Source organism: Bacillus sp. H1a (genome assembly GCF_000633475.1).
Taxonomy (GTDB): Bacteria; Bacillota; Bacilli; order Bacillales; family Bacillaceae_G; genus Bacillus_A; species Bacillus_A paramycoides.
On record NZ_AYMH01000047.1, the window covers coordinates 20,565 to 33,391 of the forward strand.

13 protein-coding genes and 1 riboswitch are annotated in these 12,827 nt (G+C 35.5%); of the genes, 6 read left to right on the plus strand and 7 right to left on the minus strand.

The annotated features are described in order from the left end of the window. Positions 1 to 134 precede the first annotated feature (134 nt). On the minus strand, positions 135 to 1,022 hold the full coding sequence (locus tag U860_RS0122140) for a DMT family transporter (RefSeq protein ID WP_025150205.1): 888 nt from the start codon (positions 1,020 to 1,022) through the stop codon (positions 135 to 137). 301 nt (positions 1,023 to 1,323) lie between these two features. Here U860_RS0122140 and U860_RS0122145 point away from each other — a divergent pair, with 301 nt between their 5' ends. The 3 genes from U860_RS0122145 (at position 1,324) to U860_RS0122155 (ending at position 2,920) form a co-directional block, all read left to right on the plus strand. After that, positions 1,324 to 2,178: a patatin family protein gene (locus U860_RS0122145; protein ID WP_025150206.1), complete on the plus strand. Its 855-nt coding sequence runs from the start codon at positions 1,324 to 1,326 to the stop codon at positions 2,176 to 2,178. Between the two features lie 181 nt (positions 2,179 to 2,359). Continuing rightward, entirely contained in the window at positions 2,360 to 2,572 is a 213-nt protein-coding gene (locus U860_RS0122150) for a hypothetical protein (protein WP_081806867.1), read from the plus strand. A gap of 75 nt (positions 2,573 to 2,647) precedes the next feature. After that, positions 2,648 to 2,920, plus strand: coding sequence for a hypothetical protein (locus tag U860_RS0122155; protein ID WP_025150208.1), 273 nt, complete (start codon positions 2,648 to 2,650; stop codon positions 2,918 to 2,920). 27 nt (positions 2,921 to 2,947) lie between these two features. Here U860_RS0122155 and U860_RS0122160 read toward each other — a convergent pair whose 3' ends face one another. The 4 genes from U860_RS0122160 to U860_RS0122175 form a co-directional block, all read right to left on the minus strand. Continuing rightward, positions 2,948 to 3,943 (minus strand): ABC transporter permease, encoded by a 996-nt coding sequence (locus tag U860_RS0122160; protein ID WP_002170462.1) that lies wholly within the window; start codon positions 3,941 to 3,943, stop codon positions 2,948 to 2,950. After that, positions 3,927 to 5,414: a sugar ABC transporter ATP-binding protein gene (locus U860_RS0122165; protein ID WP_025150209.1), complete on the minus strand. Its 1,488-nt coding sequence runs from the start codon at positions 5,412 to 5,414 to the stop codon at positions 3,927 to 3,929. The genes U860_RS0122160 and U860_RS0122165 overlap by 17 nt, the downstream gene beginning before the upstream one ends. Continuing rightward, entirely contained in the window at positions 5,411 to 6,523 is a 1,113-nt protein-coding gene (locus U860_RS0122170) for a sugar ABC transporter substrate-binding protein (RefSeq protein ID WP_025150210.1), read from the minus strand. Before U860_RS0122170 ends, U860_RS0122165 begins: the two co-directional genes overlap by 4 nt. Before the next feature lie 88 nt (positions 6,524 to 6,611). Continuing rightward, positions 6,612 to 6,717: riboswitch (SAM riboswitch) on the minus strand. Between the two features lie 92 nt (positions 6,718 to 6,809). Then, positions 6,810 to 8,111 (minus strand): NCS2 family permease, encoded by a 1,302-nt coding sequence (locus tag U860_RS0122175; RefSeq protein ID WP_002170465.1) that lies wholly within the window; start codon positions 8,109 to 8,111, stop codon positions 6,810 to 6,812. Positions 8,112 to 8,334: 223 nt separating this feature from the next. Here U860_RS0122175 and U860_RS0122180 point away from each other — a divergent pair, with 223 nt between their 5' ends. The 3 genes from U860_RS0122180 to U860_RS0122190 all read left to right on the plus strand — a co-directional run bounded on the left by U860_RS0122180 (position 8,335) and on the right by U860_RS0122190 (position 10,385). Continuing rightward, positions 8,335 to 9,201, plus strand: coding sequence for an SDR family oxidoreductase (locus tag U860_RS0122180; protein ID WP_025150211.1), 867 nt, complete (start codon positions 8,335 to 8,337; stop codon positions 9,199 to 9,201). Positions 9,202 to 9,269: 68 nt separating this feature from the next. Further along, complete coding sequence (locus tag U860_RS0122185) at positions 9,270 to 10,031, plus strand: L,D-transpeptidase (protein ID WP_025150212.1); 762 nt, start codon at positions 9,270 to 9,272, stop codon at positions 10,029 to 10,031. A gap of 102 nt (positions 10,032 to 10,133) precedes the next feature. Then, positions 10,134 to 10,385 (plus strand): hypothetical protein, encoded by a 252-nt coding sequence (locus tag U860_RS0122190; protein ID WP_025150213.1) that lies wholly within the window; start codon positions 10,134 to 10,136, stop codon positions 10,383 to 10,385. A 12-nt stretch (positions 10,386 to 10,397) separates the two neighbouring features. On the opposite strand, the gene U860_RS0122195 is transcribed toward U860_RS0122190, so the two are convergent. Together U860_RS0122195 and U860_RS0122200 are read right to left on the minus strand one after the other, a co-directional pair. After that, positions 10,398 to 11,339, minus strand: a complete 942-nt coding sequence (locus U860_RS0122195) for a carbohydrate kinase (protein ID WP_025150214.1) — start codon at positions 11,337 to 11,339, stop codon at positions 10,398 to 10,400. Continuing rightward, positions 11,336 to 12,811 carry a sucrose-6-phosphate hydrolase gene (locus U860_RS0122200; RefSeq protein ID WP_025150215.1) on the minus strand — a complete coding sequence of 492 codons (1,476 nt, stop codon included), beginning with the start codon at positions 12,809 to 12,811 and terminating at the stop codon, positions 11,336 to 11,338. The genes U860_RS0122195 and U860_RS0122200 overlap by 4 nt, the downstream gene beginning before the upstream one ends. Positions 12,812 to 12,827: the final 16 nt, after the last annotated feature.

Genomic DNA, 12,827 nt, shown 5'->3' on the forward strand with positions numbered 1-12,827 from the left:
TTTGTAGAGTATGGGGATTTTATTCCCGTGAGAGAAAGACATTCACTTAGAAGTAGACCTAGGTTAAGAGAATGAAAATAATATAAACGAAGCCCCTCAACGTGGATGTATATTTATCTATCTTGGCGAAATATTTATTCCATATTTTTCTTATAATTGAGTTTTAATAAACTTTTAAAATCTAACTCAGCAATTAATACACTTAATAATATGAGAGTTGCACCTAAGTAGCCTTTAAGTGTGAGTGTTTCACCCGTGAAAAAGAAGGCAAAACCGGCTGAAAAAACGGGTTCTAGTGAAAAGATAAGACCTGTATGTGTGGGAGTGGTATATTGCTGGGCGATAACTTGAACAATGAAAGCTACTGCTGTGCAAAATATACTTAAGGCTAAGGTGATTAGCCATGAGTCAATAGTGCTTGGAAGTTTTGGGGTTTCTATAATGAATGAAAAAATAAGACTAAATAGGCCAACAAAGCCGAGTTGTATTACCCCAAGAGCAATTGAATTCACATGTTTCGTTACTGTGCCCGTAATGATGACGTGAATCGCATAAAATAAAGCAGACAATATGCAAAATATATCGCCGTTACCGATCTTAAATTCACTATTTAATGTTAATAATCCGATTCCTATTATCGTTAAAACAATTCCTAATATAACTTTCTTTTCAGGAATGTGCTTTAAAAATATAGATGATAATATTGGAATGAAAATGACAGTGAGACTTAGTAAGAAACCTGCATTAGAAACACTTGTATACTTTGTACCGAAAGTCGCAAAAATATAAACTATAAATAAAACAGAAGCTAATATAAAAGCATATTTTACAGTTTTAAAATCAATTTTGAATAAGTGTTTGTAAAATATTAAACCTGATAAAAGAAAGGCAATAATAAATCGTAATGCGATTAAATTATATTCTTCTATGTCATCAAGGCCAACCTTTGTAAGTAGGATGGATGCACCCCAAAAAAATGTAACCAGTAGTAGCATTAAATCAGCTTTTAATTGTAATTTCATCCCTATTCCCTCGTTATCTATAATTTGTAATTTCATCCCCATCATCTTATTATATATTTTAATTTCAATTCTGAATATTTAAAATTAAAAAATTTGGGATTATTTATAATAATTCATTTAAAGAAGTCGTAGCGATATTTCGCTAGCCTGATAGTGATGTGGTGCTATCATTAGGAAGAAGAAATTCTTTTTTTTCAAGCCTTTTAAATATAGTTTCTGAAAGAACTCATATATAATAGAAAAAGATACTTAACATAGTGAATAATTAAAGAGTCAATATATAGAAAGAGGAGAGAGTAACATGCTTGAAAATACGGGGTTAGTATTAGAAGGCGGCGGTATGCGCGGAGTATATACTGGTGGGATACTAGAATACTTTATGGAACAAGATTTATATTTTCCATATGTAATCGGTGTATCAGCTGGTGCTTGCCATGCAGCGTCGTATCTTTCCAGACAAAGAAATAGAAATAAAACAGTAAATATTGATTATGCATCACATCCACAGTATTTATCGTATAAAAACTTATGGAAAAAGCGTCAATTATTTGATATGGATTTCATTTTTCATGAAATTCCAGAAAAGCATGTACCGTTTGATTTTGAAACATACTTTAATAGTCCAGAGCGTTTCCTTGTAGGAACAACAGATTGTGAAACTGGACAACCTGTTTATTTTGAAAAAGAGGGAACGAATGATGATGTGTTAAATTTATTGCAAGCGTCTAGTTCATTGCCATTTATTGCACCGGTAGTAGACTACCGAGGTAAGCAATTATTAGATGGCGGGATTTCTGATCCGATTCCAGTTCGTAAAGCACAGGAAGATGGATTTAAAAAATCAGTCGTTATTTTGACGAGAAATCATGGTTACGCGAAGAAAAAATCAAAGTTTGGCTGGGTTGCAGCAAAGGCTTATAAAAAATATCCCAACCTTGTAAATACGATGTTAGCTCGTTATGAAGTATATAATGAAACACTTCACTACATTGAAAGAGAAGAACAAGCGGGTAATTTATTTGTTATTCGTCCAGAAGTGCCGCTTCAAGTAGACCGTATGGAAAAAGATACAGCAAAACTACAAAATCTATATGAGCAAGGCTATGAAGATGCGAAGAGGCAATTTGCAGATTTACAGGCGTTTTTGCAAAAATAATAATTAGGCTGTGGAGAAGGAGTTCTCTGCAGTCTTTTTTGTATTACTTTGGTGCTTATACGTTACTTTTTTTATGTATAAATGTTTAAGAGTTTAAAGAGTTTGTAAAACATATGGGTTTCTTATTGAGGAGAATTTGCTTGAAGGTTATGGTGTAATATGGATAAAAGTGTGTGAAGGAATGATACATATCGAAAATGTATATAAAGGACTTAGACATACTGGATTTACTGCAATGCTTATTTTTGGCGGCGTATTTTTACTTCGCTGGCTTATTCATGATGAAATGTTATTAGATCAGCTTATTGGGTTTAGTGTAGGGATCGTGATGGCTATTTCATCAGTTTTCATTCAAAAGTATAGTAAAGAATTACAGGTAGATGAGAAGTATTAACAAATTGTAAGCTCCCTTTATATTTGGAGGGGGCTTTTTATAGTTAAGAGGTTTGAATAGAGAGGAGGCGTTTGGATGATTTTCTTATTTGCGGTGTATTTTGTTTTTATTATGACGTTGTTAGTTACATTTCTTCTTTCTAAAAAAGCATATAAGAAGCCTCCTGTTAAATATATCCCAACGTTAATTTTGTTTATTTTGGCTTTTATTTCTTCTATTATGTTTGTAATTAATAACGGAATGGGAGAGCTGATGATAGCAGGCTTCTTAGGACTTGTAGCAGTAGCGAACCTCCTCTTACTACTTGCGTTAAAAGTAGTTCGTACGATTGTTGCAAAAGGAAAGTAGCGCATCGGAATTCGATGCACTACTTTTTTATTTAAACTTCTTTTTAATAAATGAAAAGGCTAAAGCTGTAATTAAAATACTGCCTTTAATGATATCTTGTGCATAATAAGGAACGTTCATCATTGTGAGTCCATTTAATATGATGCCAATTAGTATGGAGCCGAGAAATGTTCCGATGACATTTGGTTTCTTGGCACCGAACATTGCATAACCGATGTAGGCAGCTGCGACTGCATCCATTAATAATGGGGCACCAGCTGAAACTTGTCCTGTTCCAACGCGGCTACATAGAATAATGCCGCCAATAGAGGCTAGTAAACCGCTAATCATATAAGCATATACACGGTAACGATCGGTAGGAATACCCGCTAATCTAGCAGCTTCTCGATTCCCACCTGTCATATAAAAGAAACGACCGTATGTTGTTTTTTCTAAAAAAAGATGTGCAATGAAAACAACGATAAGCATGATAATGACAGGGACTGGAATCCCTAAAACGGAGCCTTGACCGATAAATAAAAAGGATGGAATAAAATGTCCTGTGGCCCCAGACATTCCTTCATAAATAGAAGATCCTTTTGAGAATGTTAAGTGTAGTCCATTCACGATATACATGATACTTAATGTAGCTAGCAAATCTGGTAGTTTAATTCGGATAACGAGTAGTGCATTTAATAATCCAACTAATAGACCACAAAGAATAGGAATAAGAAGTGTGACTAATAGTTCTTGTCGATATAAAACGAGACAGGAGGCGGCCGCAATTGTTGCTAAACTAGCGGTAGAGCCGACTGATAAATCAAATCCATCTACAATTAATGTAAAGGTAACACCGATTGCAAGTAACGTTACAATAGAAATGGAACGTAAAATATCACTAATATTGTTGTAGGTTAAAAAAGAATCGTTGACGATAGAGAAAAAAATTGTAACGCCTATAATGATAGCGATTGTGCTAAATTGATAAAAAAGATGGGTAGGTAAATATAATTTCTTAGTTTTAGTTTTATGAACGAGATTCAATGGAATAGCTCCCTTCAGATAAGTATAAAAGCTGTTCAGGAGATAGGTCATTCGGCAAGTACTCGCCTACAAATTCGCCGTTTGCTAGTATAAGAATACGATCGGCGATATGTAGCGCTTCATCTTGTTCTCCTGTGAAATAAATTACGGAATTTCCGTCTTCTGTAGTGTTGCGAATGAATTGAAAAATGTCTTGTTTCGCAGCGACGTCTACACCTTTAGTTGGCTCGTCCAAAAGAAATAGATTATGTTTGAATCCATCCCACTTTGCAATCGAGACTTTTTGTTGGTTTCCTCCGCTAAGTGAATGAATAAATGCTTTTGGATCATTTGGTGAGATGCTGAAAGTAGTAATTGCCGCAGTAGCATTATGTAATTCGGGTTGTTTTCGTCTCCAACCAGATTGGTGTAAATTTGTGTGACTTATAATATCTTCCGAAAGAAATAAGCCCTGTTTTCTTCTTTCTTCTGGTACAAGTGCGATTTTCGCTTTAATTGCATCTCGCGGTGTTTTAATCGTTATATTTTGGCCGTTTATTTTTGCACGATAAGTATGGCGAGCACCAAATAAAGTTTCAGCAAGCGTTGTTTTTCCGCTTCCAATTAATCCGTATATCACAACAGTTTCTCCTTTTCGTACTGTAAGAGAAAGGGGAGAATGGTCTTTGTGTAATTGAAGCTCTTGTACTTTTAATATTTCTTCACTCCCGAATTTTGGTGCTGTATTAATAGGAAGTAAGAGTTGTTTTCCAGTCATTGCTTCAACAATTTGTTGATCTGTAATCTTTGTAATAGCTTCAGATAGTGTAACCTTACCGTTATGTAATACAGTTACCTCATCCGCAAATTTTCGAATCTCGGATAAACGATGAGAAATCAAGATGATACCAATACCTTTTGATGTTAAATCTTTAAAGAGATTCCCAAAGGTTTCCACTTCTTTTGGCCCAAGAGAAGAAGTTGGCTCATCTAATAAAAGATAATTTGTATTGTTAGATAGGGCTCTTGCGATGAGAAGTAATTGTTTTTCATGTAATGAGCAGTTTGAAACATCTTCCGAAACATTTAAATCTACCTGGACAGCTTGCAAATATTGTTTCGCAAGTGCTACTAATTTTGATTTTGAAAATAGTACTTTATTTTGCATTGTTAAATGATCGATTAGTACATTTTCTAATACAGATAATCCAGGAATAAGTCCGTGATCCACTTCTTGTGTTACGAAAGAAATACCATGCTTTTTCGCATCTCGTGGCGAAGTAAAGGAAATAGGCTGATTATCAATTTTTATGTCCCCAGCAACTGGCTGAATTTCACCAGTTGCAATTTTTAGTAAAGTACTTTTTCCCGCGCCGTTCATTCCTAGTAAAGCGTGAACTTTTCCTTTTTGTATGTTAATAGAAACATCTTCTAGTACAGGGGTAGCGATGTGATAAGAATGTGTAATGTTTTGAAGAGAGAATGTCATCATTTTTTCTCCTTCTCTAATTTTTTCATCCAAGGGGAATATGCATCTTTCGAGTCTCCCCAACCGTTTATATGTTTTGATAATTGATCCATTGTTATATTTTCTTTTGGTAAACTATCTTTCTTTACTAAATAAGGTTCCAGTGAGTAAATATCCGGCGTTTGTTCACCAGCGATTTTTTTGTATAAGAAGCGCACTTGAACTTTACCGACTTCAGCCGGATCAGTTGCAGCCGTAGCGGTCCAAGGTGAATTTTCTTTTTGCATGAGTTGTAAATCTTCATTACTTAAGTCAATGCCGTATACTTTTATATCTGTACGATCAGCTTGTTCGAGTGCTTTGACGGCCCCTTTAGCAAACTCATCCCACGAAGCGAAAATAGCTTGTAAATCCCCTTGTTTCGGATATTTCTTTAGTAAAGCTTCTACTTGTGTTTGTGTATCAAGTGGTGTGTTATTACTAGCAGTACCAAAGCGTGCAACTTCTTTTATATTTGGATAACGTTTATAAAAAGCATCGATGATAACATTGCGACGTTCCATTGGAGCAAATCCGCCAACCCATACGACGGCGATATTCCCTTGTCCATTCAAATCTTCCGCTAACGTTTTTAATGATTTCCATGCGAGACTATAGTCATCTTGATCAATAATTGTTACGCCTGGTAAGCGTAGGTCGTTATCAAATGCTACTACAGGAATGTTCGCTTGTAATGCTTTTTCTACTCCGGGTTTTAGTGCTTCAGAGCGACCGTGATCAATTAAAATACCATCAACTTTTGAATTAATAGCAGTATCTAGATTTGCTGCCATTTTTGCTAAATCATTATCAGAATTGTAGACTTGCACACTGCCACCGAATAGCTCAACTTGTTTTTTGACACCCTCAATATATTGAGAGGAAAAAGTTCCGATGGACATTTGCATAATTAATGCGATTTTTAATGGCTTTTTTACTTGGCTTGGAATTTCTGTTTGTAAATGGTTTTCTGCTGTAGTAGTCACTTTCTTCACCGGTTGTTGCATTTGTGAAGAGACAGCATCTTGTTCATTTGTGCAAGCTGTTAATGTAAGTAAGAGAAAAATAAGTGCGATGGAACAAAATTTCTTCATAAAAAAATCCCTCCTAAACTAAGAAGAGAGGGGAGGGAGTGAAAATAAAAAACGCCTTTTCATATAGAAAAGACGTCTTATCATATTACTCTTATCTTTCAACACAATGTGTTGTAAGAATTAGCACCGTGCCCATAAATGGGTCGGTTGCCGGGCTTCGTAGGGCTCATCCCTCCACCTGCTCTTGATAAGACATCGAATATTTAACTATTTCGAATTATTCCATAACTATGTACTATTGTCAAATGTTTTTTAATAAATAAAAAAACCCTCACAACGAGGGATTTTAATGTGGTAAGAATATCAATTGATAAGCGAACAAGATTCCGAATAAATACACAAGTGGGTGAACCGAACGGAATTTACCTTTTGCCACTTTCATAAGTGGGTATGAAATAAATCCAAGTGCAATACCTGTTGAGATACTTGATGTAAGTGGCATGCTTAAGATTACTAAGAATGCTGGGAATGATTCATCAAATGCATCCCAATCAATGTGGCGAACAGAGCCCATCATAAGACTACCAACGATAATTAGTGATGGTGCAGTAATAGCTGATACACCAGAAATGGCACTTACTAATGGTCCGAAGAACGCTGCTAATGCAAATAGAACAGCTACTGTAACTGTCGTTAAACCAGTACGACCACCGGCAGCAACACCAGCAGATGATTCAATATAAGCTGTTGATGGTGTTGTTCCGAACATAGAACCGATTGTTGCTGAGAATGAGTCAGATAGAAGAGCTCGTCCTGCTTTTGGAAGCTTTCCGTCTTTCATAAATCCACCTTGTTGTGCAACGCCAAGTAATGTACCTGTTGTATCGAATAGTGTAACAAGGAAGAATGAGAAAACAACGCCGTATAATCCGTAGTTAATTACATCAGATACAGCAGTAATTGGATTTGAAACAATAATTCCTTCTGGTAATCCAGGCATTGATGTAACACCGTTTGAGAATGTTAATTGTCCTGTGAAGAAAGCGATAATACCAGTTAATAGCATTCCGATAAATAGCGCGCCATTTACATTTAAAGACATAAGGACAATTGTAATTCCAAGTCCAGCTAATGCTAGTAGTACTGGAGCAGAGTGAAGATCTCCAAGTCCAACTAAGTTTGCATCATTTTTTGTAACGATACCTGTTAAACGTAAACCGATAAAGGCGATGAAAAGACCGATACCAGCAGTAATTGCATGTCTTAAGTTTTCAGGAATTGCTTCCATTAATTTTGTACGGAAAGATGTGAATGATAACAAAATTAAAATCATACCTGCTACGAATACAGCAGAGAATGCAATTGCGAAAGTCATGCCTTCATGAGCTTTTACAACAGAATAAGAGAAGTAAGCATTTAATCCCATACCTGGTGCAATTGCGATTGGTAAGTTTGTAAAGATTGCCATAAATAATGTTCCGACAACAGCTGCAATAATTGTCGCTGTAAATGCTTGTTCAAACGGAACACCTGCATCCCCAAGGATGACAGGGTTTACGACAATGATATATGCCATTGTTAAAAAGGTAATAATACCTGCCATAATTTCAGTTTTAATAGAAGTTTTATGTTTTGAAAGGTTAAACATATAAACATCCTTTCTTTTTACGAATAATTTCCACAACAGTTATATATAATATTCGTTTTTTATCTATTTTGCAATAGTTTTACATAAAAACTTTAGAACAATTCATATTTTATGTCTTAAATTCGAATATTAATCGTGAAGATGCGTGTGAATTACAGTTTTTTAATGTGTAAGTAGTTTTTATTATTGTGCACATTATAAGGAAAAGGAGTTGAAGGAAGTTATGCCACAGCAAAAAAACTTTTTAACAATGCCAGCGCAACATCAAAACAAACAGCCTGGTATTGAATCGTTAATGAATCCTCTTCCGCAATTTGAAGATCCAAATTATAAAGGAAGCGAAAAGTTAAAAGGAAAGAATGTATTAATTACAGGGGGAGATAGTGGTATTGGGCGAGCTGTGTCCATTGCTTTTGCAAAAGAGGGAGCAAATGTTGCGATTGCTTATTTAGATGAGGATGAAGATGCAAACGAGACGAAACAACTTGTTGAAAAAGAAGGCGTGGATTGCATATTACTGCCGGGGGATTTGAGTAGTGAACAACATTGTAAAGATATTGTGGAAAAGACTGTTTCACAGCTGGGGAGTTTAAATGTTCTAGTGAATAACGTCGCACAGCAATATCCGCAGCAAGGGTTAGAGTATATTACAGCGGAACAGCTAGAAAAAACGTTCCGTATTAATATTTTTTCTTATTTTCATGTTACAAAAGCAGCACTCTCTCATTTAAAGCAAGGGGATGTAATTATAAACACGGCATCTATCGTTGCGTATGAAGGAAATGAAACGTTGATCGATTATTCTGCAACGAAAGGAGCAATTGTCGCCTTTACAAGATCACTCTCTCAGTCCCTTGTACAAAAAGGAATTCGTGTAAATGGTGTTGCGCCAGGGCCAATTTGGACGCCGCTTATTCCATCAAGTTTTGATAAGAAAAAAGTATCACAGTTCGGGAGCAATGTCCCGATGCAAAGACCTGGTCAGCCGTATGAATTAGCACCTGCATATGTATATTTAGCGTCTAGTGATTCGGCTTATGTGACGGGACAAATGATACATGTAAATGGGGGCGTTATTGTAAATGGATAGTTTTCATTTATAAGAGCAAAGTAAAGCTAATTGCGTTTATTATGATGTTAGTGCTAGGGAGGATTTAGATGAAGAAAGTCTGGTTTATTGCAATCTTATTTTTCTGCCTACCAGCTAGCGCTTTTGCTAATACAGATCATCTAATATTAGTTAACCTTACGACGAATCAGCTATCTTTTTTTGAAGATGGAAACTATACTAGGACATTTCCGATAACGACAGGAAGAGACAGTACTCCGACGCCTGAAGGTAATTTTTGTATTATAAGTAAATATAAAAATAAAGACTACCATCGTAAAAAAATAGCTGGGGGTGCACCGAATAATCCTCTCGGTACGAGGTGGCTAGGTTTGGATAAAAAGGAATATGCGATTCATGGAACAAATCGGGAATGGACGATTGGAAGCCGGGAGTCGAATGGGTGTATTCGCATGCATGATCGGGACATACAATGGTTATATGATCGGGTACAATTACAGACAAAAGTAATTATTTCTCGTTTTTATACGAGTCCTGAATATGAAGCATATAAGCTTGGTTATCGTGTTGTGAGCTGGAATGGCCGTAAAGTAGAAGAGGAACAAATCGGGAATCTTACGTTAGTTGATCGTTTAAATATATATTGGCAAGAGCCAAATGGACAGCTTTCGAAAGTAAAAACAGTATTGCCAAATGAAAGATATGTAGTATATTCGAAACGGAAAAATGTAGTATATTATATAGGGAATAATTTGTATATAATAGATGAAACTGGAGAGAAAATTCGTTATGAACAATTACCGTATTCGATTTTGAGTAACATCTATAAAAGAAAATATAATGTCCCGTAATAGCTACCGTAAATAGACGGTAGCTTATTTGTGCTTTGATTTTAACTGCAACTATTGTTTTTTCATGAATATAATACAGTACGGATTGGGGGCGGTTATATTATGAAAAGTGAATTTGCATTTAAAATTTTCTTAGTAACGATTTGTTTATTTATCGTGTATTTGTATGCGTTACTCGTATTTTCCTTTTATGTTCCGTATATTGATTTAATATTGTTCGTCGGATTTATTTGTGCGTTTGTTAAAGCAAGGGAAGGAGAGAGGAGTATATATCGGCGTATCACTTTATGTGGGACGGTCATTCTCGGCGTTTTATACTTTTTTATGATGCATGATTTTTGGAGGGGAATGTAAAAAAGCATACGACTAATCGTATGCTTTTACATCTGCCAATGAAGGAAGTGAGGAGATTGCTCCGTAGTTTGTACATGTTATGGCACCTACTTTATTTGCGAACGAGACAAACTCGGTTAAGTCTGTGAATTTTTGAGGAAGCATTTGTTCATTTTTTGAAATTTGATATAACATCGCTCCAACGAAAGCATCGCCAGCACCAGTTGTATCTACTTGTTTAATGGAAACAGAAGGTACAATGATTTGAGAGTCTTTTGTTGCGAGAAGGGTACCATCTTTTCCGAGTGTAATAGCTACAACTTTAGCCCCGTAATGTAATAATTTCAGTGCTGATTGTTGTAAATCAGTTTCTTTAGAAAGCATTATTGCTTCTTCTTGGCTTACTTTTACGAAATGTGCGTGTTTTATAAAGGATAGGCAATCTTGAGAAAATTGCTCTACATCTGTAATCAGTGCATCTCGATAATTTGGATCAAAAGAAATAAAATGATTATTGTCTTTCGCAAATTGTAATAGTTGAAAGTATGTTTCCTTTAATGGACTTGATAATAAGGCAGTTGCCGAACCGAAATGTATTAAATCATTACGTTTTATTTTTGATAAATCAATTTTATTAAAGGTGTATTCACCATCAGCTCCGCGCATAAAAATAAAATCTCGTTCACCATCTTTATCGATAGATACGAAAGCAAGCGTGGTTTGTTTATCTCTTATGAGCATTGAAGTATCAACATGAGCGCGTTGTAAAGTTTGCTCTAGAAACTCACCAGATGGATCGTTTCCTACTTGTCCCATAAATGTAGCGCGTCCACCTAATTTTGTAATAGCAGCGGCAACGTTAGCTGGAGCCCCACCAGCTTTTTTTTCGAAATCTGTACCGTCCACTAAAGAAACATTGGAATTTCGGCAAACGAAATCAATTAATAATTCACCTATACAAAAAACATTTCTCATACAATCCCTCTTTTAAGTTTATATTGTGTAATTGTAAAGTGTAGTTTTGCATCTGAAAAGATTGCAATATACTGTTTCATGTCTTTTCGCGGAAATACTCTAGACGTAAAGACAGTGGACCCATTATATAAGAAGATTTCTACGATGCTATTATCTACAAATATTCTTAGATCTATCGTATCGTGAATATCAATTTTTTTACAGCGTTCATACCCATATTCTCCGCCAAATTGGTGATGGAAGTTTCTTCGGTCTATGGAAACAGTTCCTTTTTCACGGTTAAATGTGATTGGGAAAGATTCTTCTTCATTATGGAAGATAGAAAGGCCGAAGTTGTTCGCATCATCTGTTTTAAGAGTTACAATTAATTCATATGAGCATTCATGGCCAAGGTTCGCTAGTACGTTTAGCCCAGTTGATATGTCACCTGAAACCTCTTTTTTGGTTGTTCTTAGTTTGGTTAGTTCTGAAACTGGTTTTTGTTTTAATATATTATTTTCTAATGCTAGTTCTCGTGGAAGTGTTAAACAATGAGCCCACATATAATCATCAGAAGGATATGTTATTTCGCTTGAGCCCGCCCAAGCAAATAAAAGGCGGCGCCCAGATTGATCTTCTAAAGTTTGAGGGGCATAAAAGTCGAAACCTTTATCAACTTCGTAATACGAATCAATATGAAAATATAAATTTTCAATATTGAAATTTCCAATTGCATATACGACATTATATACATTTTGAAAATTTTCCTCGTCTCTTTCGATCCCTTGCGGCGAAAAGAGTAACACATCTTTCCCTGATAATTGGAAGTAGTCGGGGCACTCCCACATAAATCCGAATTCTTTTAAATTGGTTTTAACCTCACCTTGGAAATTCCAACTGTATAGGTCTAGTGACTTATATAATAATAGAGTACCCGTTTTATTTTTACGTTGTGCTCCGAGTAACATATAGTACGTATCGTTATTTTTCCATACTTTTGGGTCGCGTACATGCTTCGTATATCCATCAGGAATCATATCAATAACAGGATTATTACTATATTTAGTCATCGTATATTGAGAATCCATCGTTACCATACATTGTTTAGCATCGCGAGAATCATCAGATTTCTTTATGTTACCTGTATATAATAAGTGAAGAAGCCCATCTTTTATAATAGAACTACCGGAATATGCGCCGTGTGATTCATAACTTTCAGTAGGGATGATGGCTATTGGCATTCGCTCCCAGTTAATAAGATCTTTTGATTTTACATGTCCCCAATGCTTCATTCCGTGAATTGGGCCAAATGGATACCACTGATAAAAAACGTGATATTCGTCATTGTAGTATGATACACCGTTAGGGTCATTCATTAATCCATATGGTGGATGGATATGATAAATCGGTTTCCATGAATCTTGATTTGCAATTTCTAATAAAGAATGTAATTCTTCTTTATTAGATTGTAGTATTGTTTTATATTTCGACATAGGTTTTCACCCCGTT